This is a genomic window from Nonomuraea sp. NPDC049421, assembly GCF_040677005.1.
Classification (GTDB): domain Bacteria; phylum Actinomycetota; class Actinomycetes; order Streptosporangiales; family Streptosporangiaceae; genus Nonomuraea; species Nonomuraea salmonea.
In genome coordinates this window covers 104,156-127,329 of record NZ_JBFAQA010000019.1, presented here as the reverse complement: position 1 = coordinate 127,329, position 23,174 = coordinate 104,156, and the positions used below count along the sequence as shown (strand labels likewise).

Genomic DNA, 23,174 nt, shown 5'->3' with positions numbered 1-23,174 from the left:
GGTCTCAGTCCATGATGACGATCTGCCGCAGCACCTCGCCGCCGCGCAGCGCCTCGACGGCCTCGTTGAGGTCGCCGAGCCGGATGCGGGAGCTGATCATCGACTCGAGGTCGAGCAGGCCGGCCTTGTAGAGCTTGGCGAAGTACGGGAAGTCGTGCCGCACGTCGGCCTCGCCGTACAGGCTGGACAGCAGGTTCTTGCCGTCGAACAGCAGGCTGAACGCCGAGATCGACACCATGTCGTCCATCGCGCCCGCCCCGACCACGATCACGTCGCCGCCCGCGCGGGTGAGCTGCCACGCGCTCTGGATGGTGGCGGACTTGCCGACCACCTCGAAGCCGTAGTCGAAGCCCGCGCCGCCGGTGAGCTCGCCGAGCGACTCCGGCACCTGCTCGGGGGTGGCGGTGTGGGTGGCGCCGACCTTCCTGGCCAGCTCGTGCTTGGACACCAGCGGGTCCACGGCCAGGATCGTCCTGGCGCCGGAGACGCGGGCGCCCTGGATGACCGACAGGCCGACGCCGCCGCAGCCGATCACCACGACCGTGGAGCCCGGGCGTACCTTCGCGGTGTTGATCGCGGCGCCGACGCCGGTCGTGATGCCGCAGCCGATCAGCGCCGCCGCCTCCCACGGCACGTCCTCGTCGATCTTGATGGCGCCCTGCCAGGGCACGATCACCTCCTCCGCCCAGGTGCCGCAGCCCGCCATGCCGAACGCCGTCGCCCCGTCGCCGCCGAAGCGGAAGTTACCCTTGGTGAAGGACTCGATCACGTACTTCATGCACAGGTACGGCTGCCCGCCCACGCACAGATCGCACTCGCCGCACGCCGGGCGCCAGCTGATGACCACGTGGTCGCCCGGTTTGACGGTGCTGACGTGCTCGCCCACCTCGACCACCTCGCCCGCGCCCTCGTGGCCCGGGATGAGCGGCACCGGTTGCGGCAGCACGCCGGACATGGCCGACAGGTCCGAGTGGCACACGCCGGTGGCCCGGATCCTGACGCGCACGTCGGTCGGCCCGACCGGGGCCAGGGTGACGTCGTCGCGGAGGTCGAGCTTGCTGTCGGTGCCTACGGCGTGCAGGATCGCGGCGCGCATGAGGTTCCTCCTCGTGCCTGGGGGGCTAGTCCTCGATGAACAGGGCTGCTTTCGGGCAGGACCTGACCGCGTGGCGGACGCGGTCCTGCAACTCGGGGGGTGGTTCGGGGAGCAGGATGTGGAGCTGGTCGTCGTCGTCCACCTCGAACACCTCGGGCGCGAGCCCCATGCACACGGCGTTGGCCTCGCAGACCAGCTCGTCGACCTTCACCTTCATCTGAGCCTCCTGTGATCCCATGAGACCACTTTGGTGCTCTCGACGACGTACGCAACCCGCTTGAGCCCGGTCTTCTCCACGTACGGGAGCAGCAGCTCGTCGGCCACGCCCGGCGTCGTGCGGCGGGCGACCTCGAGCCCGATGGCCATGACGTGGTCGCGGTCGTCCACGAGCGTGGCGGTGCCGTAGACGAGCACGCCGCGCAGCTCGTCGTAGCTCTCGCCGGCCTCGACGAGGCAGCTCACGCGGGGGTCGCGGGCGAGGTTCCTGGCCTTCTGGGACTTGGCGTACGTCCAGAACGCGATGCGGCCCTCGTCGAGGCCGTAGAACATGGTGACCAGGTGCGGTGTTCCGTCAGGATTGATGGTGGCCAGCTGCAGTTTGCCGGAGTTCTCGATGAACGCGGCGACGTCGTCGTCCGGCATCGCGATGCGAGCGCGCTGATTCACGTGCCAAGTAGAACAGGTTCCAGAACGGCCCGGCAAGAGCCCGGCGGAATGTTGTTCGGTTCGGCTAGGGTCAGGGGCTATGACGATGCCGCCAGAGCTGCTGCGCGCGGCCCGCGAGGCCAGGGGATTCATGCCCGACGACGAGGGCCTGGCCCTCTATGAGGCGGCCCGTCGCTACGGCCCGCTCGGCCCCATCGGTGAGATCGGCACCTACTGCGGCAAGTCGGCCGTCTACCTCGGCGCGGCGGCCCGGCAGACCGGCTCCGTCGTCGTCACCGTCGATCACCACCGCGGCTCGGAGGAGATCCAGCCCGGCTGGGAGCACCACGACCCGAGCCTGGTCGATCCGCGCTTCGGCAAGATGGACTCACTGCCGGTCTTCCGCGCCACGATCGCCGCGGCCGGGCTCGAGGACGAGGTGATCGCCGTCGTCGGGCGCTCCGAGCAGGTGGCCCGGCTCTGGAACACCCCGCTCGGCCTGCTGTTCATCGACGGCGGCCACTCCGACGAGCCGGTCACCCGCGACTACGAGGGCTGGGCTCCCCACGTCATGGAGGGCGGCGCGCTCGTCTTCCACGACATCTACCCGGACCCGGCCGACGGCGGCCAGGCCCCCTACCGGGTCTACCTGCGGGCCCTGGCCTCCGGCGCGTTCAAAGAGGTTTCGGTGACCGGGTCGCTGCGCGTGCTGGAGCGCGTCGCACCCGGCGCCTGAGCGCTCAGTAGCGGTGGCGGCGGGTCCAGGCGCCGCGGATCCGCGACTGCCACCTCTGGAAGTCCTCGTGGGTGTGCGCCTCGTGGCCGAGCGCGATGAGCGCCTCGTCCGTCCACGCGGCCGCCTCGTCGGGCTCGGCGCCCGCCAGGATCGGCACGGCCTGCGCCAGGTGCTCGGGCAGCAGCCCCGAGCGCAGCCGCGCGCTGACCGCGAACGCGCAGCCCTGCGCCAGGTACGCACGGAACCCGTCGCCCCCCGCGTGCTCGGTCAGCCACCACAGCTCGTCGGCCTCGGCGCCGCCGGTGTACGTCGCCGCGAACCCGACCCCGCTCCACAGGTCGGCCCGGCGCGAGGGCGGGTAGCTCGCGATGCGCGCCGCCACGTCGTCGGGCGAGGCGCAGTCGTGATACCACAGCAGCCGCCCGAGCCCCTGGTCGAACACCGCGCAGTGCGCCCGGGTCAGCAGGTCGGGCATCATGCGCTCGCCCACCATGCGGTCGGTCCTGGACAGGCCCCACTGGAAGCCGAAGCCGTCCACGGCCAGCCAGCGCAGCAGCGGGTGCGCCCGCCGCGCGCCCCACACCGGGCGCAGCCGCAGCAGCGCGTAGCCGCGCCCGGCACCGACGTACGCGGCGTGGCGGTGATGCTGGGCGGGGCCGGCCAGTAGCTCGTGAAGGCGCCGGCCCCGAGTCAATGTGAGCAGGTCGAGCACGGTGCACGCGGCGGCGGCTCCCTCGTAGCCGAAGGGCCGCTGCTCCTGCGGGATCTCCTCGACCTTCTCGACCTCGCGGGAGATCGCCGCGTTGAAGCCGAAGACGTACGACTGCTCGGCCTTGCCGAAGACCGTACGGGGAGCGCCGCCCCTGAGCCGGAACCTGCGCCGGCTCAGATCGCACTCCAGCGGATCCTTCGCCAGCCATCTCAGCAGCCCCTTCGGGCGCGAGAGCGCCGGCAGGGTTGTCGGCTCGGTCCTGACCTGGTCCAAGAACGAAGTTGTGCCCGTGTCGCCCACGCTTCCCCCGAAGACGCCTCGTACGGCCAGACACGAAGCTAGTAACCCCATTGCGGCGTTCGGCGGCGGCGCACCGGATTTCCCCGGCAAAGAACCGGCAAAAGCGCTTGTGCCCCGGTCAGCGGCCTTCTTCGGCCCCGCGTACGGCGGCGCATCCGCACACCTCGGGATCCGACACCGCGGTCCCGTCCACGTCGCGGAAGATCCCGGCGCCCGGCGACAGCCCGAGCAGCGCGTCGGCCGCCAGCACCGCCGCCGCGGCGGTGTAGCCGGAGCGCTCGTGCGGGAAGTGCTTGCGGTTGGCGAACTGCCAGCCCGTCCAGTACGAGCCGTCCTCGTGCCGCAGGTGCTGCACGTCGGCGAAGAGCGCGCGGGCCCGCTCGCCGTCGCCCAGCGCGTCGAGCGCCAGCACCAGCTCGCACGTCTCGGCCCCGGTGACCCACGGCTGGTCGGAGACGCACCGGATGCCGAGCCCCGGCACCACGAACGTGGCCCACTCGCGCTCCAGCAGCTCCAGCGCCTGCCGCCCGCGTACGGCGCCGCCCAGCACCGGGTAGTACCAGTCCATCGAGAAGCGGCTCTTGTCGGCGAACGCCTCAGGGTGCGCCGCCACCACGTGCGCCAGGCGGCCGGCGGCCAGCTCCCAGTGCGGCTGCGGGTCGCCCAGGTGCTCGGCCAGCCGTACGCCGCAGCGCAGCCCCTGGTGGATGGAGGAGCAGCCGGTCAGCAGCGCGTACGAGGCGGCCCTGCCCTCGGCGTCGCGCTCCCAGACGATCTCGCCGCGCTCGGTCTGCAGCCCCGCCACGTAGTCGAGGGCCGCCTTGACCATCGGCCAGTGCTCCTCTGTGCAGCCCTGGTCGCCGGTGACGAGGTGGTGGTGCCACAGGCCCACGGCGACGTAGGCGGCGTGGTTGCTCTCGCCGCCCCGCTCCGCCGCGACGCCGTCCACCAGCTTCATCGGCCAGGAGCCGTCGGGGCGCTGGTGGCGGGCCAGCCAGGTGTAGCCGCGGCGTACCGGCTCGCGCAGGCCCGCCACGGACATCGCCATCAGGCACTCGACGTGGTTCCACGCGTCGACGTGGCCCTCGGGCCACGGAACGCCGCCGTCGTCCTGCTGGATCGCGGCGATGCTCTCGGCCGTCCGCACGACCTCCGCGCGGGAGATCATGGCTTCCTGATGTAGAGGACCACGCTCTTGCCGATGACCGGGTTGAGCAGGTTCTCGGCGATCCTGGTCGCGGCCGGGCGCTTCATGATGTCCCACACCAGCAGCTGGTGGTAGGCCTTGGCGAGGGGATGGTCGTCGTTGTTCACGCCGACCGCGCACTTGATCCACCAGTAGGGCGCGTGCAGGCCGTGGGCGTGGTGGTGCGGGCCGATCTCGAACCCGACGGACTTCAGCTTGGCCGACAGCTCGGCCAGCGTGTAGATGCGCACGTGGCCGCCGGGCGCCGTGTGGTACGCCTCGTCCAGCGCCCAGCAGATCCGCTCGGGCAGGAAGCTCGGCACCGTGATCGCCGCCGTGCCGCCGGAGCGCAGCACGCGGAAGATCTCCCGCATGGCCGTCATGTCGTCGGGGATGTGCTCCAGCACCTCGGCCGCGATCACACGGTCGAAGCTGCCGTCCTCGAACGGCATGTCCAGCGCCGTACCCTGGACGATCTCGCCGGTGGCGCCGTCCGGCACCTCGCCCGCCTTGTCCATCGCCGTGAACATGGCCGCGACGCCGTCCAGCTCCGCCTGGTCCATGTCGAACGCGGTCACGTCGGCGCCCCTGCGGAGCACCTCGAACGCGTGCCTGCCGCCGCCGCAGCCCAGGTCGAGCACGCGCACGCCGGGGCCCACGGGAAGCCGGGCGAAGTCCACGGTCAGCACTGCTTAGCCTCTCCTCTTGTGGTTGTCGATGGCCTCGTGGTACGCCTCGACGGTCCGCTTGGCCACGACGTGCCAGGTGTAGCGCTCCATGACGCGGTCGTATCCCGCCTTGCCCACGCGCTCGCGCTCCTCGGGGGAGTCGTGCAGCCGGCGCAGCACCGCGGCCAGCTCCTCCGCGTCGCCGGGCGGCACCTGAACGGCGGCGTCGCCGACCACCTCGGGCAGCGCGCCCGTACGGCTGGCGACCAGCGGCGTGGCGCAGGCCATGTGCTCGACGGCCGGCAGGGAGAAGCCCTCGTACAGGGAGGGCACGACGGAGATCTCCGAGGTGGCGATCAGCTCGCCCAGCTCGTCGTCGGAGATGCCGTGCACGAAGCGCACCCGGTCCTGCAGCGACAGCTCCTGGACGAGCTGCTCGGTGGGGCCGCCGGGGGTGGGCTTGCTGACGACGGTGAGGTTCACGTCGCGCTCGGTGGCGAGCTTGGCCACCGCGCGCAGCAGCGTCGCGACGCCCTTCATGGGGGAGTCCGCGCTGGCCACGGCCACGATCGAGCCCTTGCGGCGGGGCTTGTCCTGCCGGGGGTGGAAGTAGCGGGTGTCCACACCGAGCGGGATCAGCCGCATGTTGGCCTGGGGGACGTTGAAGTCGCGGTGGATGTCGGCCAGCGACGACTCGCTGACGGTGAGGATGGGGCTGAGCCTGGGTGCGACGCGGGACTGCATCTTCACGAAGCCGTACCAGCGGCGCAGGCTCAGCTTCTTGGCCCCTTCGGCGGCCTCCAGCTCGATGCGGCGGTCCACGCTGATCGGGTGGTGGATGGTCCCGACCACGGGGAACAGGCGCTGGATGCCGAGCAGGCCGTAGCCGAGCGTCTGGTTGTCCTGGACGACGTCGAAGTCGCCGACGCGCTTCTTCAGCTCGCGGTAGGCCCGCAGGGTGAAGGTCAGCGGCTCGGGGAAGCCGGCCGTCCACATCGTGCCGACTTCCAGCCAGTCGATCCAGTCGCGGTATTCGTGCAGCTTGGGGGTTCGGAACGGGTCCTCGTCGCGGTAAAGGTCGAGGCTCGGCACCTCCCGCAGGATGACGCCCTCGTCCAGCTCGGGGTACGGCTGGCCGGAGAAGACCTCGACGTGGTGCCCGAGCGCCACGAGCTCCCGGCTCAGATGGCGGAGGTAGACACCCTGACCACCGCAGGTGGGCTTGCTGCGGTAGGACAGAAGCGCGATCCGCAGCTTTGGCTCCCGCACGGACACCCCTTTCTCCGCCGGTAGGGCCCTGAGTCGGGCGTGTACCGTGAAAGATGACCTTAGTCCGAAAAGGCTACCATTCGGTAGGTCGGCTGGAATTGTTCACAACTGGGCTCACAGGTCGTGCGAACTGCGACGTTGCCGTGACCGAGCGTGGTTCGGTGGAACGTGTTCTAGGCGGCTCGGTGCCTCAAAGAGGTGCTTGGCGGTACATTCCGTCCCTAAGGGATGGAGCAGGCGATCGTTGGAGGACCCCTTGGCCAGGCGCGCTCTGATCACCGGCATCACCGGCCAGGATGGTTCCTATTTGGCGGAGCACCTCCTGGAGCAGGGGTACGAGGTGTGGGGGCTGGCCCGTGGGCAGGCGAACCCGCGCGTGTCGCGGATGCGCAAGCTGCTCGCCGACGTCCAGGTGGTGCGGGGTGATCTGCTCGACCAGGGGTCGCTGATCTCGGCGGTGGAACGCGTTCAGCCCGATGAGGTCTACAACCTGGGTGCGATCTCGTTCGTGCCGATGTCGTGGGAGCAGGCGGAGCTCACGGCCGAGGTGACCGGGATGGGCGTCCTGCGGATGCTCGAGGCGATCCGGGTGTGTTCCGGGGTGTCGCGGGGTGGGTCGGCGTCCGGACAGATCCGCTTTTATCAGGCGTCGTCCTCTGAGATGTTCGGGCAGGTCAGCGAGACCCCGCAGAACGAGCGCACCGCCTTCCATCCGCGCTCCCCGTACGGCGTCGCCAAGGCGTACGGCCACTTCCTCACCCAGAACTACCGCGAGTCGTACGGGATGTTCGCCGTCTCCGGCATCCTGTTCAACCACGAGTCGCCGCGGCGCGGGGCCGAGTTCGTCACCAGGAAGGTCTCGCTCGGCGTCGCCCGGATCAAGCTCGGGCTGGCGAACGAGCTGCGCCTCGGGAACCTGGAGGCGCGCCGCGACTGGGGCTTCGCCGGCGACTACGTCAAGGCCATGCACCTGATGCTGCAGGCCGCCACCCCCGAGGACTACGTCATCGGCACCGGGCGGATGAAGTCGGTCAGGGAGCTGGTGGAGGCCGCGTTCAGCGCGGCCGGCCTGGACTGGGAGCAGTACGTCGTCACGGACCAGACCCTGCACCGGCCCGCCGAGGTCGACCTCCTCTGCGCCGACCCGAAGAAGGCGCGGGCCCAGCTCGGCTGGGAGCCCAAGGTGTCGTTCGACGAACTGGTCGCCATGATGGTCGAGGCCGATCTGCACCTGCTGAGAGACGGCGGCGACCCCCACGACGACAGCTCCTGGCCGTGATCAGGGCGGCGACCCCTTCGGCGCCGCCCCCCTGCTCCGCCCGTAGCGGCGCCCCCTGACCTTGATCATGGCGGCAGCCGTCGCGACGACAGCTCATGGCCCTGATCAGAGGGCGGCCCCTCTGGCGCCGCCCCGTCCGGTCCGGCCGCGCGGCGGCGTCCGCTTCTTCCCCTTATGACCTCTCCCTCTCCTTTCGTTCCTGGCTCCTCACTGCGCCTCGCCTCTTACGGCGCGCTCAGGGGGTGAGCGCGGCGCGGTAGGCCCCCGGGGTCAGGCCGAAGCAGCGGGTGAACCAGCGGGTCAGGTGGCTCTGGTCGGCGAAGCCGGACGCCGCGGCCGCCCCCGCGATGGGAGTGCCGGTGGCGATCAGGTCGCGGGCCCTCCTCAGCCTGAGCTGGCGCTGGTAGTCGCTGGGCGCCATGCCGTAGGCGGCGTGGAAGGCGCGGTAGACGGTGTACCGGCTGGCGCCCGCCGCCGTGGCGAGGTCGTCGATGGTGAGGTCGTCGGTCAGGCGGTCGTGCAGGACGCTCCTGGCGCGGGCGGCCGTGGCGTCATGGCGTACGCGGGCGGTGGCCACGGGGGAGGCGGCGGCGCGACGTACGATGGCCGCGATCGTGGCGGTGAGCAGCTCGTCACGGCGCAGGGCGGTCGCGCGGTCGTCGAGGAGCGCGGCGTGCAGGGCGCGCAGCGCGCCCGCGAGCGCCGGATCGTCCACCACGGGGCTGGCGAACAGCGGCAGGCTCGCGCGGCGGCCTGTGGCGTCCTCCAGCGCGTCCGTCACCAGGGCGGGCCCGATGTGCACCATCCGGTACGTGAAGCCGAGCGCGTTCGCGGCGTGCCCGTCGTGCGGGTCCTCGGGATTGAAGGCCATGACCATGCCGGCCGCGCTCGTGTGCGCCGCCCCCCGGCACGTGAACGCCTGCGCCCCGTGCTCGGTGACCCCGAAGGAGTAGGTCTCGTGGCTGTGCCGGTGGTAGACGTGCCGCTCGAAGTGGGCGTGCATGGCCTCGAGCGGCCGGTCGGGCGACCTCCAGTAGCGGGACCAGTCCTGCGTCACCCTTCCACTCTATTGACAAAGAGAGTTTTTACGTAAAGGATTGTTTTTGCGATGAGAGACGTCCTGTACCTGGAAGAGATCGAGCAGGCAGAAGCCCTGCTCAAGCCGCAGCGCGTGGAGGTGCTGCGGCAGCTGGCCGAGCCCCGCACCTGCTCAGAGGTGGCGGAGCGACTCGGCCAGACGCCGCAGCGGGTCTACTACCACGTCAAGCGGCTGGTCGACGCGGGCCTGGTGGACCAGGTGGCCGAGCGCAAGGTGCGCGGCGTCCACGAGGGCATCTACCAGGCGGGCGCGCGGTCGTACTGGCTGTCGCCCCGCCTCGTCGGCCGCATCGGGCTGCGCAAGGCCCGCGACGAGCTGAGCCTCGGCTACCTGCTCGACCTCATGGAGGAGGTGCAGGCCGACATCGCGGCGCTCGACCGCAGCGCCCCTGAGCTGCCGTCCATCGGGCTGTCCGGCGAGATCCACGTGCGCCCTGAGCGACGACAGGAGTTCCTGAACGAGCTGCAGACCCTGCTGCAGGACCTTTTCACCCGATACGGCGGGGACGAAGGCGACGCCTTCAAGCTGGCCATCGCCTGCTACCCCCATGCCGCACCCCAGTCAGAAGGAGAACGAGACGATGTCTGAGCCGTTGACCGTGCGTGCCCGCATCCCCGCCGGCGTCGAGGAGGTGCGCCGCGCGCTCACCGACCCCGAGGCGCTGCGCGGGTGGCTGGCCGAGCACGTGGACGTGAACCTCGCCGAGGGACGCTTCGGGTTCTGGGGGCGTACGACGCCCGAGGGTGACGCGCCGCACCAGCGGCTGCTGCACGCCGACGAGCGTACGCTGCGCTTCGCCTGGCTGCTCGACGGCGAGGAGACCACCAGCGAGCTGACCTGGGAGGCCGACGGCGAGCACACCGTGGTGACGCTGTCGCAGACGCACTTCGACTTCCAGGACGTCATCACCGGCAAGAGCATCAGGGGCGTGCTGCAGACGTACTGGTGCCTGGTGCTCACCAACCTCGCCGAGCACCTCGAAGGCCGCCCGCTCACCGACAAGATCGACTTCACCTCGGCGGAGATGCGCACCACCGTCGAGATCGCGGCCTCGCCCGAGCAGGTCTTCGATTCGCTCACGTCCTCCGAGGCGGTCTCCAAGTGGTTCGGCTTCCCCATCGAGATCGAGCCGCAGGTCGGCGGGCGGTTCGCCATGGGCGGCTTCGACAACGACCCCGACCCCGCGCGGATCCTGGAGCTGGAGCCGGACCGCAAGCTCTCGGTCGGCTGGGGCGAGAACGGCGTGGGCTCGTGGGAGCTGGAGGGGTCCGGCGGTAAGACGCGACTGACGCTGGTGCAGAGCGGCTTCGACGAGTCGCGGCCGCCGTACGCGGCGTGGGGCGGGTTCGTGTCGGGGCTGGCGGAGCTGCGCCGCTACCACGAGATCCCGAACTGGCAGCCGATCATCACCGCGTAGCTGTGCCGGATCTCTGTGCCGGGTCTCTGGGCCGGCGCACGAGCGTTCAAGACAAGGCCCTATCGGCCCGGAATGCTGCTGACCATGCGTTTCGACACCAAGATCGGCATCGTCGTCCGCTCGGACCTCGCCGCCTGGCAACGCTTGAACGTCACCGCCTTCCTCGCCAGCGCCATCGCCGGCGGGCGGGCGGAGGTGATGGGGGACGATTACGAGGACGGGTCGGGGAACACGTACCTGCCGATGTTCCGCCAGCCCGTGGTCATCTACCAGGCGGACCTCGCCACGCTGCGCACGGTCCGCGAGAAGGCCGTGGGACGGGGGTTGGGCGTGGCCGTCTACACGGAGGACATGTTCAAGACGGGCAACGACGAGGACAACCGGGCCGCCGTACGCGCGTACCCGGCCGAGGACCTCAATTTGGTCGGATTGGCCCTGTACGGCCCCAAAACCCCGATGGACAAATCCCTGAAGGGCCTCACCCTCCACCCCTGACGCGAGGAAGGTCGCCCGCAAAGCGGCCGCAGGGACCGGCCGCAGAGTGGCCGTAGGGACCAGCCGCAGAGTGACTGCGGAGACCAGCGCAGAGTGGCCGTAGGGACCGGCCGCGGAGTGGCGCAGGGACTGGTCGCAGGGGGCAGCCGCTTTCGGCACCAGCCACCTTCGAACCGAATGCGGTTCTGTGGATGACCCCCCTCATCCACAGAACCGCATTCGGCCCTGGTTCTGCGGCCCCGAGCCGCCATCCTCAAGCCATGACCCGCCCCACCACCCACACACCCCAGCCCCCCACCCACAGCGCCCAGCCCACGCCCCACACGCCCCGGCCTACCACCCCCACACCCCAGCCCACGACCCACCCCAAACCGACCAAGACGCCCCAGCTCCTACCGCTCCCAGAACAACCACTCCCGCCCGCGGAACAACCACCCGCGTTCGCGCGGCGACCGCAGACAGGCATCGGGCGACCAGAGACCGTCGCCACCCGACCAGAAGCACTCACGAGGCGAGCGGAGGCGCCTGCGGATCGGCCTGAGAAGCCTGCGGGTCGATCAGAAGAGCTCGTGGGCCTGCCGCCCCGTTCACGCTCAGGACGGACACCCGCCCCCGTGCCCCTGATCGAGCGGGCCCGCAGCATCACCATGGCCGTCCCGCACGCCGTCGTCTGCGGTCAGACAGCCGCCCACATCTGGGGCCTCCAGATCACGGCCACTCCCGACCACGAGTGGCCCGTCGAGGTGACAGCCCCCACCCACCTGGCGATCCCCGGCTGCGTGACCTACCTGACCCCACTCCCGCAAGAGGACATCACCGGCCACAAAGGCGTCCGCCTCACCACCATGGAACGCACGGCTCTCGACTGCGCCCGCCGGCTACCCCGCCCGGAAGCGGTCGCCATCCTCGACCAGTTCGCCCGCCGAGGCGTGGACCTGGAAGCCCTGTGGCACCGCCCCCTCAACTCCTGGCGCCTGCGCGACACCCTCGGCCTCGCCGACAGAGGAGCCGCCTCACCCAGGGAAAGCTGGCTACGGGTGATCCTCGTGGACGGCGGCCTTCCCAGACCGACCACCCAGATCAAGGTGCAACTGAGCGAAGACCGCTCCGCCTACCTCGACCTCGGCTGGGAGGAGTACAAGGTCGCCGTGGAGTACGACGGCCGCGAACACCACACCTCACCCGCCGACCAGCAACACGACGCGGACAGGCGAGAGGAGTTGCGCCGCCACGGCTGGCGAGTGATAACCGTCCGCCGAGACGTCATCCCCGCCCAGATAGCCGACCTCCTCCACCAGGTGGCCAACACGTTGATCGAACAAGGCTGGCAACCCGGCCCCCAAGGAACGACCCGCATCCTCTCCCGAATCCGCGCCGCCCGCCGCAAACCCCGCTACCGCTAACCCAGCGCAGTCATCGGCGAATCACACAGCCAACGGTCCCTGGCCCTGCCAACGGACGCCCCACGGATGGGCGCCCCACGTTCGCCATAGAGGGTGGCCGAGGGGCGCTAGCCGATTCTCACGGGGAGTTCCTTGATGCCGTTGATGAAGTTCGAGCGGAGGCGGCGGGGTGCGGCTGACTGGTGGATGCGGGGGTGACGGCGGGCCAACTGCTCGAAGAGGATGCGGAGTTCCAGCTTGGCGAGGTGGTTGCCGAGGCAGAAGTGGGCGCCGCCGCCGCCGAACCCGATGTGCGGGTTCGGGTCGCGGCCGATGTCGAAGACGTCGCCGTCCGGGAAGACGGAGGTGTCGCGGTTGGCGGAGGCGTAGAAGACGACGACCTTGTCGTCCGCCTTGATCTCCTTCTCCCCGAGCACCTGGTCGGCGGTCGAGGTACGGCGGAAGAGGTTCACGGGGGAGACCCAGCGGACGATCTCGTCGGCGGCCGTCTTCGCCAGCGTGGGGTCGGCTACCAGCCGGTCCCACTGGGCGGGGTGCTCGAAGAAGGCGAGCATGCCGCCTGAGGCCGCGTTCCGCGTGGTCTCGTTGCCGGCCACCACCAGAAGGAGGACGAACAGGTCGAACTCATCCTCGGCGAGCGTCTCGCCGTTCTCGTTGGGCTGGAGCAGCCGGGTGACGATGTCGTTCCTGGGGTTGGCCTTGCGCTGGGCGGCCAGCTGGTTGGCGTACGCGTACACCTCCATGGCCGCGTCCGAGCCCTCTTCCGGGGTGGGGGCGAAATCGGGGTCCTGGGCGCCGATCATGCGGTTCGACCAGTTGAACAGCTTGTCGCGATCTTCGACCGGGGCCCCGAGGAGTTCGCAGATCACGTACAGAGGGAGGGGTGCGGCGACCTCGGTGACGAAGTCGACCTCGCCCGTGACCTTGTCGAGGAGGTCGTCGCAGATGTCGCGGATGTGCTGTTCGAGGGCGCCGATCGTGCGCGGGGTGAAGCCCCGGTTCACCAGGGCGCGCCGGCGCGTGTGCTCGGGCGGGTCCTGGTTGAGCATCATGAGGCGCTGCAGCGCGATCTGGTCCTCCTCCAGCTCGTCGAAGAGGGCGAGCCTGCGATGGGAGGAGAAGAGCTCGGAGTGGCGCGAGACGTGGACGACGTCGTCGTAGCGCGTCACGGCCCAGAAACCCGGGTCGCCCTCGTGCCAGTGGACCGGAGAGTTCGCGCGCAGCCAGGCGAGCTGGGCGTGGGGTGGTCCAGCGGTGGCGTATAGGTCCCTGTCGACCAGGTCGATGTGCACGCGGGGTCACCTCGTAGGTCAAGCGCTTGGTTGGGTCATCGACACCGTACTTGAAACGTGTTCTATTACGCCACTGTACGCCCGTCAAGGAGGGGTGCGGATGGCTCCGGATGCGCTCCGGGTGCGCTCCGGATGCGCTTTCGACGTGCCCCTGCTGGTGCTGGTGGCGGGCTTGGCGGGGGGCGAATGTGATGGCGGGAAGGAAAGGCGAAAGGGGTATATCGGGTGGCGTTTCGGTTATATCCGGATGTTCTTCGGGCGAGGGCGAGCGCCACGGTGGGTGGGGTCCGGGTTGGGGCGAGAGGGTGGTTTTTCGAGGTGCGTGGCGCCTCATCCGTCCCCTAGGTATCGGTCCCGAGGCTCGCCTGGAAACATCGGACGACCCCGCGCCTCTTGACACGTTGCACTTTGCCGCACGAGCATCGTGAGGCGAGACATCCGATGTATAGGTGAAGGATGCGGTGTGAAGCTGCTGCGAGTAGGACCTGTCGGCCAGGAGCGACCGGTGGTCATGGACGACGCTGGCAACCTGCGTGACATTGGCGTACCCGAGATCGACGGGGCTTTTCTCGCCTCCGGGGGAGTGGCGCGGGTCAGAGAGGCGCTGGAGCGGGGCGACCTGCCCGTCGTGGAGGCCGAGGGGCTGAGGGTCGGGGCGCCGATCGCGCGGCCGGGAAAGATCGTGTGCATCGGGCTGAACTTCAGCGACCACGCCGCCGAGTCGGGCGCGGCGGTCCCGGCGGAGCCGGTGGTGTTCATGAAGGCGAGCAACACCATGGTCGGCCCGTACGACGAGGTGCTCGTGCCCCGCGGCAGCGTGAAGACCGACTGGGAGGTGGAGCTGGCCATCGTGATCGGGCGGGAGGCCCGCTACCTCGGCAGCCGGGAGGAGGCGCTGGAGGCCGTCGCCGGGTACGCGATCTCGAACGACGTCTCCGAGCGGGAGTTCCAGCTTGAGCGCGGCGGCCAGTGGGACAAGGGCAAGTCGTGCGAGACGTTCAACCCGCTGGGCCCCTGGCTGGTGACGGCCGACGAAGTGGGCGACCCGCAGAACCTGGCGATGCGCCTGTGGGTGAACGGCGAGCTGCGCCAGGACGGCGACACCAAGAACATGATCTTCGACGTGGCGGAGGTCGTCCGGTACCTGAGTCAGTTCATGGTGCTGGAACCGGGCGACGTGATCAACACGGGCACCCCGGCCGGCGTCGCCATGGGCATGCCGGGCCAGCCGTACCTGCGCGCGGGTGACGTCATGGAGCTGGAGATCGAGGGCCTCGGCCGGCAGCGGCAGACGGTGGGGCAGGCATGACGGCAGGCATGACGACCCCGACGTACCGGATCGTGGGCATGGAGACGCACGACGTGCGTTTCCCGACGTCGCGCGAGCTCGACGGCTCCGACGCGATGAACCCCGACCCCGACTACTCCGCCGCGTACGTGGTGCTCAAGACCGACGACGGACACGAGGGCCACGGGTTCGCGTTCACCATCGGCCGGGGCAACGACGTGCAGACGGCGGCGATCGGCGCGCTGCGGCCGTACGTGATCGGCAAGGACGTCGAGGACCTCGGCGCGCTCTACAAGGAGCTGGTCAACGACTCGCAGCTGCGCTGGCTGGGCCCGGAGAAGGGCGTCATGCACATGGCGATCTCCGCCGTGGTCAACGCGCTGTGGGACCTGAAGGCGAAGCGGGCCGGCAAACCGCTCTGGCGGCTGCTCGCGGACATGTCGCCGGAGGAGATCGTCGAACTGATCGACTTCCGTTACCTGAGCGACGCGCTGACCAGGGACGACGCCCTGGAGATCCTGCGCACGGCGGAGGACGGCAAGGCCGAGCGCATCGCGCGGCTGCAGGAGACGGGCTATCCGGCGTACACGACGTCGCCAGGCTGGCTCGGCTACGACGACGAGAAGCTGCGCCGGCTCTGCAAGGAGGCGCTTGAGCAGGGCTTCGGCCAGATCAAGCTCAAGGTGGGCGCGGACCTGGAGGACGACAGGCGGCGCTTCAGGGTGGCCAGGGAGGTGTGCGGCGCCGGCTTCCCGATCGCCATCGACGCCAACCAGCGCTGGGACGTCGGCTCGGCCATCGAGTGGGTGAACGCGCTGCGCGAGTTCGAGCCGCACTGGGTCGAGGAGCCGACGAGCCCCGACGACGTGCTGGGGCACGCGGCGATCGCGCGGGGCATCGCGCCGATCCCGGTGGCGACCGGCGAGCACGTCCAGAACCGCATCGTCTTCAAGCAGCTGCTGCAGGCCGAGGCGCTGTCGTACGTGCAGATCGACGCCGCCAGGGTGGGCGGGCTGAACGAGAACCTCGCGATCCTGCTCCTGGCGGCCAAGTTCGGGGTGCCGGTGTGCCCGCACGCGGGCGGCGTGGGGCTGTGCGAGCTGGTGCAGCACCTGTCGATGTTCGACTACGTGGCGGTCACCGGCACGATGGACGGCCGCGTCATCGAGTACGTCGACCACCTCCACGAGCACTTCGTCGACCCGGTGGTCATCAAGGACGGCAGGTACGCGGCCCCGTCGCGCCCCGGGTTCAGCGCGGAGCTGCGCGAGGAGTCGATCGCCGCCCACACCTTCCCCGGTGGCGAGGTCTGGAGGGACGCATGAGTGACGCGCTGAAGGCGGTCGTGACCGGCGGCGGCTCGGGGATCGGCCTGGCGGCGGCGTCGGCGCTGGCGGTGCGCGGCATGCGGGTCGCCTGCCTCGACCTCAACCCGCCGGGTGAGCCGTTCATCGGCATCAAGGCCGACGTCACGGACGACGCCGCGGTACGCGCCGCGGTGGCGGAGGCGGCCGAGCGGCTGGGCGGCATCGACGTGCTGGTCAACAATGCCGGTATCGGCGCCCAGGGCACGATCGAGGACAACCCGGACAGTGAGTGGCATCGGGTGTTCGACGTGAACGTCCTCGGCATGGTCCGGGTCGCGCGGGCGGCGCTGCCGTACCTGCGCAGGTCGGAGCATGCCGCGATCGTCAACACCTGCTCGGTCGCGGCCACCGCGGGGCTGCCCCAGCGGGCGCTGTACAGCGCCACCAAAGGCGCGGTGCAATCGCTGACGCTCGCCATGGCCGCCGACCACATACGCGAGGGCATCAGGGTCAACTGCGTCAATCCGGGCACCGCCGACACCCCGTGGGTGGGCAGGCTGCTGGAGGCGGCCGACGACCCCGAGGCCGAACGCGCGGCGCTCAACGCCAGGCAGCCGATGGGCCGCCTGGTCAGCGCCGAGGAGGTCGCCGCGGCGATCGCCTACCTCGCGAGCCCCGAGTCCGCCTCGACCACGGGCACCGCGCTCGCGGTGGACGGCGGCATGCAGGGCCTGCGACTGCGCCCCGCCAACTGAACAGCCGCCGCCGAAGGGCGGCACGGCCGTAAATGCGCCGACCGATGGCCGGCGGCCCCGCAGGCCGCCGGCCGACGGCCCTCCCACCAGAGGGCCAGGCAACTAAGGAAGGTACCCCCCATGAAGATCGGACGGGCGGTCGCGGCAGCGGCCATGCTGGCGGTCGTGACCGCGTGCGGTGCAGGCGGCACGACGGCGGAAGGAGGCGGCGGCGGGAAGATCGGCATCGACCATCCCCGCGCCGACTCCGACTTCTGGAACTCCTACATCAAGTACGTCCCGCAGATGGCCGGTGAGCTCAAGGTGGACCTCATGCCCGCCACGAACTCGCAGAACGACGTGGCCAAGCTGGTCAACAACGTGCAGGCGCTGGTCGGCCAGGGCGCCAAGGTCATCGTCATGGCCCCGCAGGACACCGGCGCCGTCGCCACCACGCTGCAGCAGCTGGAGAACAAGAAGATCCCGGTCGTCACCGTGGACACCCGCCCCGACAAGGGCGACGTCTACATGGTCGTCCGCGCCGACAACCGCGCGTACGGCACCAAGGCGTGCGAGTTCCTCGGCGAGAAACTCGGCGGGAAGGGCAAGGTGGTGCAGCTGCAGGGCTCGCTCGGCTCGATCAACGGCCGCGACAGGTCGGAGGCGTTCCTCGACTGCATGAAGAGCAAGTTCCCCGGCATCACGGTGTTCAGCGAGCCGACCGAGTGGGAGGGCACGAAGGCGGCGTCGATGCTGCAGACCCGCCTGGAGCAGAACCCCGACATCAAGGGGATCTACATGCACGCGGGCGGCGTGCACCTGGCGCCGACGCTGCAGGTGCTCAAGCAGAAGGGCCTGCTGCTCCCCACCGACGACCCCAAGCACATCTTCGTGATCTCCAACGACGGGATCCCGCAGGAGTTCGAGGCGATCCGCAAGGGCGACATCGACGCGACGGTCTCGCAGCCGGCCGACCTGTACGCCAAGTACGCCCTCTTCTACGCCAAGGCCGCCGCCGAGGGCAAGACGTTCAAGCCCGGCCCGACCGACCACGACAGCACGATCATCGAGCTGCCGAACGGCCTGGAGGACCAGCTCCCCGCGCCGCTCGTGACGAAGGAGAACGTGGACGACCAGGCCCTCTGGGGCAACCAGGTCAAGTGATGAGCACCCACGTCGAAGCCAGGAACGTGGTCAAGCGCTTCGGCCCGACGACCGCGCTCGACGGCGCCGGCATCACGATCGCCGAGGGCGAGACGCACGCGCTGGTCGGCAGGAACGGCGCCGGCAAGTCCACGCTGGTGTCGATCCTGACCGGGCTGCAACGGCCGGACGAGGGCGAGGTGCGCTTCTCGGGCGAGCCCGCGCCCGCGCTCGGCGACCGGGACGCCTGGCGGCGGCGGGTGGCGTGCGTCTACCAGAAGTCCACGATCATCCCGGCGCTGACGGTGGCCGAGAACCTGTTCCTCAACCGCCAGTCCGAAGGGCGCACGATCAACTGGCGGGCGTTGCGGGCCAGGGCCAGGGAGCTGCTGGACACGTACGAGGTGGACGTGGACGCGCAGGCGCTGGCCGGCGACCTGAGCGTCGAGCAGCGCCAGCTCGTGGAGATCGCCCGCGCGCTGTCGTTCGGCGCCCGATTCATCATCCTGGACGAGCCGACCGCGCGGCTCGACGGCCCGGCGATCGAGCGCCTGTTCGCGCGCATGCGCTCGCTGCGCGAGCAGGGCGTGACCATGATGTACATCTCCCACCACCTCGACGAGGTCTACGAGATCTGCCAGAGCGTCACGGTGTTCCGCGACGCCCGGCACGTCCTGACCAGGCCGGTCGCGGGGCTGCCGCACGACGAGCTGGTGGCCGCGATGACCGGCGAGGCGACGGCGGCGTACGAGGCCCGCGAGCACACGCCGGCCGAGCGGGTCGTGCTGGAGGGCGCCGGGCTGTCGCTGGCCGGCCGCTACACCGGCGTCGATCTCGCGGTCAGGTCGGGCGAGGTCGTCGGCCTGGCCGGGTCGGCGAGCAGCGGCAAGGTCGGCCTGGCGGAGACGCTGGTGGGGCTGCGCAAAGCGGACGCCGGCACGGTCACCGTCAACGGCACCCAGGTCAGGCCGGGCGACGTGCCCGCCGCCATGCGGGCCGGGCTCGGGTTCGTCCCGGAGGACCGCCACCACGAGGGCTTCGTGCCGCTGCTGTCGGTGGGGGAGAACGCCACGTTTCCGATCGCCCGCAAGCTGGGCCGCTTCGGCATGGTCTCGCCCGCGCGGCGCCGCGCCGAGGCCGAGCGACTGATCGGCTCCCTCGACATCAAGACCGAGGGGCCCGACCAGCCGGTGGGCGACCTGTCAGGAGGCAACGCGCAGAAGGTGGTGTTCGCACGGGCGCTGGTGGACGATCCGGCCGTGCTGGTGGTGATCAACCCGACCGCCGGCGTCGACGTCAAGGCCAAGCAGGCCCTGCTCGGCGCCGTCGAGGACGCCGTCGAGCGCGGCGCGGGGGCGGTGGTGGTCTCCGACGAGCTCGACGACCTGCGGATCTGCGATCGGGTGCTGGTGATGTTCCACGGCAGGGTCGTCAAGGAGGTGCCGCGTGGCTGGAGTGACCACGAGCTCGTGGCCGTGATGGAAGGCATAGAAGAGTGACTGCTTTGACGGCTCCCGCGCCGCGGGTGCGGCTGGCCAAGTTCCGCGATCTGACGCTCGTCCCGGTGATCGTGCTCCTGCTCGTCGTGGGCGCGTTCCTCGACCCGACCTTCCTGACGGCGGGCAACCTGACGAACGTGCTCCAGCAGCAGGCCGCGATCTCGCTGCTAGTGCTGGCCGAGGCGATGATCCTGATCGCCGGCAAGTTCGACCTGTCTCTGGAGTCGACGGTCGGCACCGCGCCGGCGATCGCGGTGATGCTGGTCATCCCGGTGTCGGCGGGCGGCTTCGGCATCGGCCTGCCCGGCGTGCTGGTGATCCCGCTGGCGCTGCTCGTCGGAGCCGCGATCGGCGCGTTCAACGGCTTTCTGATCGTACGGTTCCAGCTGTCGGCGTTCATCGTCACGCTGGCCATGCTGATCATCGTGCACGGGCTGCTCCAGGGGCCGACCGAGGGCAAGACGCTGTTCGAGCTCCCCGACTCGATCCTCTACCTGGGCAGCGCCATGTGGCTGGGCCTGCCCGCCGCCATCTGGATCGCCGGCGTGCTGTTCGCGGCCGGCATCTTCGGCCTCGGCTACCTGCGGCTCGGCCGCGCGCTCTACGCGATCGGCGGCAACCTCGACGCCGCCCGCGCCGCCGGCATCCGGGTCGATCGGGTCCTGTACGGCGTGTTCATCCTGGGCGGCACGCTCGCCGCGCTGGCCGGCGTGCTGGAGACCGGCCGCCTCGGCGCCATCGGCAACCAGCAGGGCGTCGGCTGGATCTTCATGGTGTTCGCCGCGGCCGTCATCGGCGGTGTCAGCATGGACGGCGGCAAAGGCACCATCCTCGGCGCGCTCACCGGTGTGCTGGTGATCGGCCTCGTGCAGAACATCCTCACCCTCATCGGGGTGTCCGGCTTCTGGCAGCCGGTCATCTACGGCTCGATCATCCTCATCGCACTCATGATCAGCAGGATCGCCGGCGGAAAGGCGCAGGATTGATGGACCGGATCGACCTGCCCCGCGTCGGCTTCGGCGGCGCGCCCATCGGCAACCTGTACGACGCGGTGGCCGAGGACCAGGCGCGGGCCACCGTCGAGGCCGCCTGGCAGAGCGGCATCCGCCTGTACGACACCGCGCCCCACTACGGGCTCGGCGTGTCGGAGCGGCGGATCGGCGCGGCGCTGGCCGGCCGGTCGGGTTACCTGCTGTCCACGAAGGTGGGCCGGCTGCTGCGGCCGGTCACCGTCACCTCCTCCGAGCAGGGCGGGCGCGCGGAGCTGGGCTTCGACGAGCCCGACTACCTGGAGCGGGTGTGGGACTTCTCCGGCGATGGCGTACGCACGTCGCTCGCCGAGTCCCTCACCCGCCTCGAGCTGCCCGGTGTGGACATCGCCTTCATCCACGACCCCGACGACCACGCCGACCAGGCGATCAAGGAGGCGTATCCGGCGCTGGCCGAGCTGCGCGCCGAGGGGCGGATCCGGGCGGTCGGCGTCGGCATGAACCAGTGGCAGGTGCCGCTGCGGTTCGTCCGCGAGACCGACATCGACGTGGTCATGCTGGCCGGCCGCTACACCCTGCTCGACCAGTCGGGCCTGCCGCTCCTGGAGGAGTGCGCGCGGCGGGGCGTCGCGGTGCTGGCCGCCGGCGTCTTCAACAGCGGCCTGCTCGCCACGCACGAGCCCGCGGGCACCTTCGACTACCTGCCCGCCCCCGAGCATCTGGTGGCGAAGGCGCGGCGCATCGCCGCGGTCTGCGAACGCCACGACGTCACCCTGCCCCAGGCCGCGCTGGCCTTCCCCCTCCGCCACCCGGCGGTGACCACGATCGTCGTGGGCGCCCGCACCCCCCAGGAGGTCCAGGAGAACACCACCCTCCTGGATCGCCCAGTCCCCGAGTCCTTGTGGACGGACCTCACGGCGGAAGGCCTGCTCTAGGACTTCAGGAAGAGCCAGTGCTTTGACGGGCCCGGTTCGTACGGTGAGTCGAGGCGTTTGGCCACCACGCCTGGCAGGCCCTGGTCGCGGGCGGCCTGGCGGACCGGGGCCAGGTCGCCGGGCCACGATGGGGCGGTCTGCCAGTGGGCGCCGGTGAGGGCCAGCGCGTCCAGGGCGGCGCGGCGCACCGTGTAGGGCTCGCCGGTGAGCGTGTGGCCGTCGTCGTACAGGAGGTCGTAGAAGACGAGCAGCTCGGCGCCGCCGAGCGTGACCAGCTCGCCGTCCAGCACCGCCGTGCGGCTGCCGAACGACTCGGCCAGCCCGCGCAGCCAGGGGTGCTCGCCGGCCGCCTCGGTACGCCCGCCGTCGATCGGCACGAGCAGCCGCCGCCCGCCCCACGCGAACTCGAAGGCGTACGCCGAGACGTCCTTGGGCGGCCGGGAACGCGGGGTCGCCTCCATGGGGGCGAGGCCGGGGAACGGGTCGCGGACGGCCGAGCCCATCCGGTGGATCATCCAGTTCTTGCCCCGCGTACGGAACAGCACGAACCGGCCGGAGGCCCGCTCGCCGTTCAGCACGACCTTGACCTCGCGATCCGACCACTTCTCCGTCTCGTATGTGCCGGTGTCCCAGACGGTCATGGTGCCGCCGCCGTACTCGCCCTTGGGGATCTCGCCGTGGAAGGTGAGGTACTCCATGGGGTGGTCCTCGGTGTGCACGGCGAGATGGTTGGTGTCAGGGTCGGCGGGCAGCCCCTTGGGCACCGCCCACGAGACGAGCACGCCGTCGCGTTCGAGCCGCAGGTCCCAGTGCAGGGACCGGGCGTGGTGCTCCTGGATGACGAACGCGTTGCCGCCGGGGGTGCCGCCGGGGGCATCGGGGATGGGCTCAGGCGTGCGGCCGGGGTCGCGTTTGCTCCGATAATGCGTCAGTTTGTCGGGCACAGAACCGGTACTACCCGCTGCCACGCAGGCTGATCGCGGCTAATCCTCCGATGTGTCAGTCCATGTCCAGGGCCCGCCGCAGCCACGCCTCGACCCCCGCGACGTGCACGGTCGCCCACGAGCGCGCCACGTCGGCCTGGCGGCCGGCGATGGCCTCGTAGATCGCGCTGTGCTGCTCGCGGGTCTTGTCCATCGCGCCCTCCTGGGTGAGGCCGCGCCAGATCCTGGCCCGGGTGGTCGGCCCCGACAGGCTCTCGATGAACGAGCACAGCACGCTGTTGCCCGAGCCCTGCGCGATGCGGTGGTGGAACTCGAGGTCGTTGGCCACCAGCTCCTCGACCGTCGGCCGCTCGGGCAGCTTGTCGAGGATCACCCGCAGCTCCTCGACGTCGGCGTCGGTCATCTGTTCTGCGGCCATCGCGGTGGCGGCCGGCTCGAGGATGCGCCGGACCTCGAAGAACTGCAGGACGGTGTCGTCGCGGTGCAGGTCGAGCACGAACGACATGGTGTCGAGCAGCAGCCGGGGCTCGAGGCTGGTGACGTACGTGCCGTCGCCCTGGCGTACGTCGAGGACGTTGATGAGCGACAGCGCCCTGACGGCCTCGCGCAGCGAGTTGCGTGAGAGGCCGAGCCGTTCGGCCAGGTCGGCCTCCTTGGGCAGGCGGTCTCCTGGCGCCAGCTCGCCGGAGACGATCATCTGCTTGATCTTGTCGATGGCCGCGTCGGTGACCGCCACGC

At 70.4% G+C, this 23,174-nt stretch carries 24 protein-coding genes; 13 read left to right on the top strand and 11 right to left on the bottom strand.

Annotated elements, in window-relative coordinates:
• Positions 1–4: 4 nt before the first annotated feature.
• From AB0K18_RS29535 to AB0K18_RS29525, 3 genes are read right to left on the bottom strand one after another with little or no spacing between them, the layout of a single operon-like run.
• Positions 5–1,096: a Zn-dependent alcohol dehydrogenase gene (locus tag AB0K18_RS29535; protein ID WP_364920500.1), complete on the bottom strand. Its 1,092-nt coding sequence runs from the start codon at positions 1,094–1,096 to the stop codon at positions 5–7.
• A gap of 25 nt (positions 1,097–1,121) precedes the next feature.
• Positions 1,122–1,313 carry a ferredoxin gene (locus tag AB0K18_RS29530; RefSeq protein WP_364920498.1) on the bottom strand — a complete coding sequence of 64 codons (192 nt, stop codon included), beginning with the start codon at positions 1,311–1,313 and terminating at the stop codon, positions 1,122–1,124.
• Positions 1,310–1,762, bottom strand: a complete 453-nt coding sequence (locus tag AB0K18_RS29525) for a pyridoxamine 5'-phosphate oxidase family protein (protein ID WP_364920496.1) — start codon at positions 1,760–1,762, stop codon at positions 1,310–1,312. Before AB0K18_RS29525 ends, AB0K18_RS29530 begins: the two co-directional genes overlap by 4 nt.
• A 79-nt stretch (positions 1,763–1,841) precedes the next feature.
• Here AB0K18_RS29525 and AB0K18_RS29520 point away from each other — a divergent pair, with 79 nt between their 5' ends.
• Positions 1,842–2,477, top strand: a complete 636-nt coding sequence (locus AB0K18_RS29520) for a class I SAM-dependent methyltransferase (RefSeq protein ID WP_364920494.1) — start codon at positions 1,842–1,844, stop codon at positions 2,475–2,477.
• Positions 2,478–2,481: 4 nt separating this feature from the next.
• Here the strand turns inward: AB0K18_RS29520 and AB0K18_RS29515 are convergent, their stop codons facing one another.
• The 4 genes from AB0K18_RS29515 to AB0K18_RS29500 form a co-directional block, all read right to left on the bottom strand.
• Positions 2,482–3,462: a DUF1702 family protein gene (locus tag AB0K18_RS29515; RefSeq protein WP_364920492.1), complete on the bottom strand. Its 981-nt coding sequence runs from the start codon at positions 3,460–3,462 to the stop codon at positions 2,482–2,484.
• Positions 3,463–3,607: 145 nt separating this feature from the next.
• The gene (locus AB0K18_RS29510) at positions 3,608–4,657 is read right to left on the bottom strand and encodes a prenyltransferase (protein ID WP_364920490.1); all 1,050 of its coding nucleotides are present in this window, start codon (positions 4,655–4,657) and stop codon (positions 3,608–3,610) included.
• Positions 4,654–5,364, bottom strand: a complete 711-nt coding sequence (locus AB0K18_RS29505; protein WP_364920487.1) for a class I SAM-dependent methyltransferase — start codon at positions 5,362–5,364, stop codon at positions 4,654–4,656. The genes AB0K18_RS29510 and AB0K18_RS29505 overlap by 4 nt, the downstream gene beginning before the upstream one ends.
• Before the next feature lie 3 nt (positions 5,365–5,367).
• Complete coding sequence (locus tag AB0K18_RS29500) at positions 5,368–6,618, bottom strand: glycosyltransferase family 4 protein (protein WP_364920484.1); 1,251 nt, start codon at positions 6,616–6,618, stop codon at positions 5,368–5,370.
• Positions 6,619–6,868: 250 nt separating this feature from the next.
• On the opposite strand from AB0K18_RS29500, the gene AB0K18_RS29495 reads away from it, so the two are divergent.
• The gene (locus tag AB0K18_RS29495) at positions 6,869–7,891 is read left to right on the top strand and encodes a GDP-mannose 4,6-dehydratase (protein ID WP_364920481.1); all 1,023 of its coding nucleotides are present in this window, start codon (positions 6,869–6,871) and stop codon (positions 7,889–7,891) included.
• Positions 7,892–8,126: 235 nt separating this feature from the next.
• On the opposite strand, the gene AB0K18_RS29490 is transcribed toward AB0K18_RS29495, so the two are convergent.
• Positions 8,127–8,948 carry an AraC family transcriptional regulator gene (locus AB0K18_RS29490; RefSeq protein ID WP_364920479.1) on the bottom strand — a complete coding sequence of 274 codons (822 nt, stop codon included), beginning with the start codon at positions 8,946–8,948 and terminating at the stop codon, positions 8,127–8,129.
• Between the two features lie 51 nt (positions 8,949–8,999).
• Between AB0K18_RS29490 and AB0K18_RS29485 the strand changes: the two genes are divergently transcribed.
• The 4 genes from AB0K18_RS29485 to AB0K18_RS29470 all read left to right on the top strand — a co-directional run bounded on the left by AB0K18_RS29485 (position 9,000) and on the right by AB0K18_RS29470 (position 12,305).
• Positions 9,000–9,578, top strand: coding sequence for a helix-turn-helix domain-containing protein (locus AB0K18_RS29485; protein ID WP_364920477.1), 579 nt, complete (start codon positions 9,000–9,002; stop codon positions 9,576–9,578).
• Positions 9,571–10,407 (top strand): SRPBCC domain-containing protein, encoded by an 837-nt coding sequence (locus tag AB0K18_RS29480; RefSeq protein WP_364920474.1) that lies wholly within the window; start codon positions 9,571–9,573, stop codon positions 10,405–10,407. The genes AB0K18_RS29485 and AB0K18_RS29480 overlap by 8 nt, the downstream gene beginning before the upstream one ends.
• Before the next feature lie 84 nt (positions 10,408–10,491).
• A complete protein-coding gene (locus tag AB0K18_RS29475) occupies positions 10,492–10,902 on the top strand; it encodes a DUF2000 domain-containing protein (RefSeq protein ID WP_364920471.1) in 411 nt (136 codons plus the stop codon).
• A gap of 614 nt (positions 10,903–11,516) precedes the next feature.
• On the top strand, positions 11,517–12,305 hold the full coding sequence (locus AB0K18_RS29470; RefSeq protein WP_364920469.1) for a DUF559 domain-containing protein: 789 nt from the start codon (positions 11,517–11,519) through the stop codon (positions 12,303–12,305).
• Between the two features lie 107 nt (positions 12,306–12,412).
• Here AB0K18_RS29470 and AB0K18_RS29465 read toward each other — a convergent pair whose 3' ends face one another.
• Positions 12,413–13,597 carry a cytochrome P450 gene (locus AB0K18_RS29465; protein WP_364920466.1) on the bottom strand — a complete coding sequence of 395 codons (1,185 nt, stop codon included), beginning with the start codon at positions 13,595–13,597 and terminating at the stop codon, positions 12,413–12,415.
• Positions 13,598–14,060: 463 nt separating this feature from the next.
• On the opposite strand from AB0K18_RS29465, the gene AB0K18_RS29460 reads away from it, so the two are divergent.
• The 7 genes from AB0K18_RS29460 (at position 14,061) to AB0K18_RS29430 (ending at position 21,492) form a co-directional block, all read left to right on the top strand.
• A complete protein-coding gene (locus AB0K18_RS29460) occupies positions 14,061–14,906 on the top strand; it encodes a fumarylacetoacetate hydrolase family protein (protein ID WP_364920463.1) in 846 nt (281 codons plus the stop codon).
• An 8-nt stretch (positions 14,907–14,914) separates the two neighbouring features.
• On the top strand, positions 14,915–16,210 hold the full coding sequence (locus AB0K18_RS29455; protein WP_364920461.1) for an L-fuconate dehydratase: 1,296 nt from the start codon (positions 14,915–14,917) through the stop codon (positions 16,208–16,210).
• The gene (locus AB0K18_RS29450) at positions 16,207–16,947 is read left to right on the top strand and encodes an SDR family oxidoreductase (RefSeq protein WP_364920458.1); all 741 of its coding nucleotides are present in this window, start codon (positions 16,207–16,209) and stop codon (positions 16,945–16,947) included. Before AB0K18_RS29455 ends, AB0K18_RS29450 begins: the two co-directional genes overlap by 4 nt.
• A gap of 120 nt (positions 16,948–17,067) precedes the next feature.
• The gene (locus AB0K18_RS29445; protein WP_364920456.1) at positions 17,068–18,090 is read left to right on the top strand and encodes a sugar ABC transporter substrate-binding protein; all 1,023 of its coding nucleotides are present in this window, start codon (positions 17,068–17,070) and stop codon (positions 18,088–18,090) included.
• A complete protein-coding gene (locus tag AB0K18_RS29440; protein WP_364920453.1) occupies positions 18,090–19,568 on the top strand; it encodes a sugar ABC transporter ATP-binding protein in 1,479 nt (492 codons plus the stop codon). Before AB0K18_RS29445 ends, AB0K18_RS29440 begins: the two co-directional genes overlap by 1 nt.
• The gene (locus AB0K18_RS29435) at positions 19,565–20,554 is read left to right on the top strand and encodes an ABC transporter permease (protein ID WP_364920450.1); all 990 of its coding nucleotides are present in this window, start codon (positions 19,565–19,567) and stop codon (positions 20,552–20,554) included. The genes AB0K18_RS29440 and AB0K18_RS29435 overlap by 4 nt, the downstream gene beginning before the upstream one ends.
• Positions 20,554–21,492 carry an aldo/keto reductase gene (locus tag AB0K18_RS29430; RefSeq protein WP_364920447.1) on the top strand — a complete coding sequence of 313 codons (939 nt, stop codon included), beginning with the start codon at positions 20,554–20,556 and terminating at the stop codon, positions 21,490–21,492. Before AB0K18_RS29435 ends, AB0K18_RS29430 begins: the two co-directional genes overlap by 1 nt.
• Here the strand turns inward: AB0K18_RS29430 and AB0K18_RS29425 are convergent.
• Together AB0K18_RS29425 and AB0K18_RS29420 are read right to left on the bottom strand one after the other, a co-directional pair.
• The gene (locus AB0K18_RS29425) at positions 21,489–22,436 is read right to left on the bottom strand and encodes a DNA polymerase ligase N-terminal domain-containing protein (protein WP_364920445.1); all 948 of its coding nucleotides are present in this window, start codon (positions 22,434–22,436) and stop codon (positions 21,489–21,491) included. The genes AB0K18_RS29430 and AB0K18_RS29425 overlap by 4 nt on opposite strands.
• 55 nt (positions 22,437–22,491) lie before the next feature.
• On the bottom strand, positions 22,492–23,172 hold the full coding sequence (locus AB0K18_RS29420; protein ID WP_364920442.1) for a FadR/GntR family transcriptional regulator: 681 nt from the start codon (positions 23,170–23,172) through the stop codon (positions 22,492–22,494).
• Positions 23,173–23,174: the final 2 nt, after the last annotated feature.

What these genes read in the sequence shown, in the direction of transcription:
- AB0K18_RS29440 (WP_364920453.1), top strand. Translation starts at nt 18,090, where the DNA reads ATGAGCACCCACGTCGAAGCCAGGAACGTGGTCAAGCGCTTCGGCCCG.
- AB0K18_RS29450 (WP_364920458.1), top strand. Translation starts at nt 16,207, where the DNA reads ATGAGTGACGCGCTGAAGGCGGTCGTGACCGGCGGCGGCTCGGGGATC.
- AB0K18_RS29430 (WP_364920447.1), top strand. Translation starts at nt 20,554, where the DNA reads ATGGACCGGATCGACCTGCCCCGCGTCGGCTTCGGCGGCGCGCCCATC.
- AB0K18_RS29530 (WP_364920498.1), bottom strand. Translation starts at nt 1,313, where the DNA reads ATGAAGGTGAAGGTCGACGAGCTGGTCTGCGAGGCCAACGCCGTGTGC.
- AB0K18_RS29480 (WP_364920474.1), top strand. Translation starts at nt 9,571, where the DNA reads ATGTCTGAGCCGTTGACCGTGCGTGCCCGCATCCCCGCCGGCGTCGAG.
- AB0K18_RS29520 (WP_364920494.1), top strand. Translation starts at nt 1,842, where the DNA reads ATGACGATGCCGCCAGAGCTGCTGCGCGCGGCCCGCGAGGCCAGGGGA.
- AB0K18_RS29445 (WP_364920456.1), top strand. Translation starts at nt 17,068, where the DNA reads ATGAAGATCGGACGGGCGGTCGCGGCAGCGGCCATGCTGGCGGTCGTG.
- AB0K18_RS29455 (WP_364920461.1), top strand. Translation starts at nt 14,915, where the DNA reads ATGACGACCCCGACGTACCGGATCGTGGGCATGGAGACGCACGACGTG.
- AB0K18_RS29475 (WP_364920471.1), top strand. Translation starts at nt 10,492, where the DNA reads ATGCGTTTCGACACCAAGATCGGCATCGTCGTCCGCTCGGACCTCGCC.
- AB0K18_RS29535 (WP_364920500.1), bottom strand. Translation starts at nt 1,096, where the DNA reads ATGCGCGCCGCGATCCTGCACGCCGTAGGCACCGACAGCAAGCTCGAC.
- AB0K18_RS29485 (WP_364920477.1), top strand. Translation starts at nt 9,000, where the DNA reads ATGAGAGACGTCCTGTACCTGGAAGAGATCGAGCAGGCAGAAGCCCTG.
- AB0K18_RS29510 (WP_364920490.1), bottom strand. Translation starts at nt 4,657, where the DNA reads ATGATCTCCCGCGCGGAGGTCGTGCGGACGGCCGAGAGCATCGCCGCG.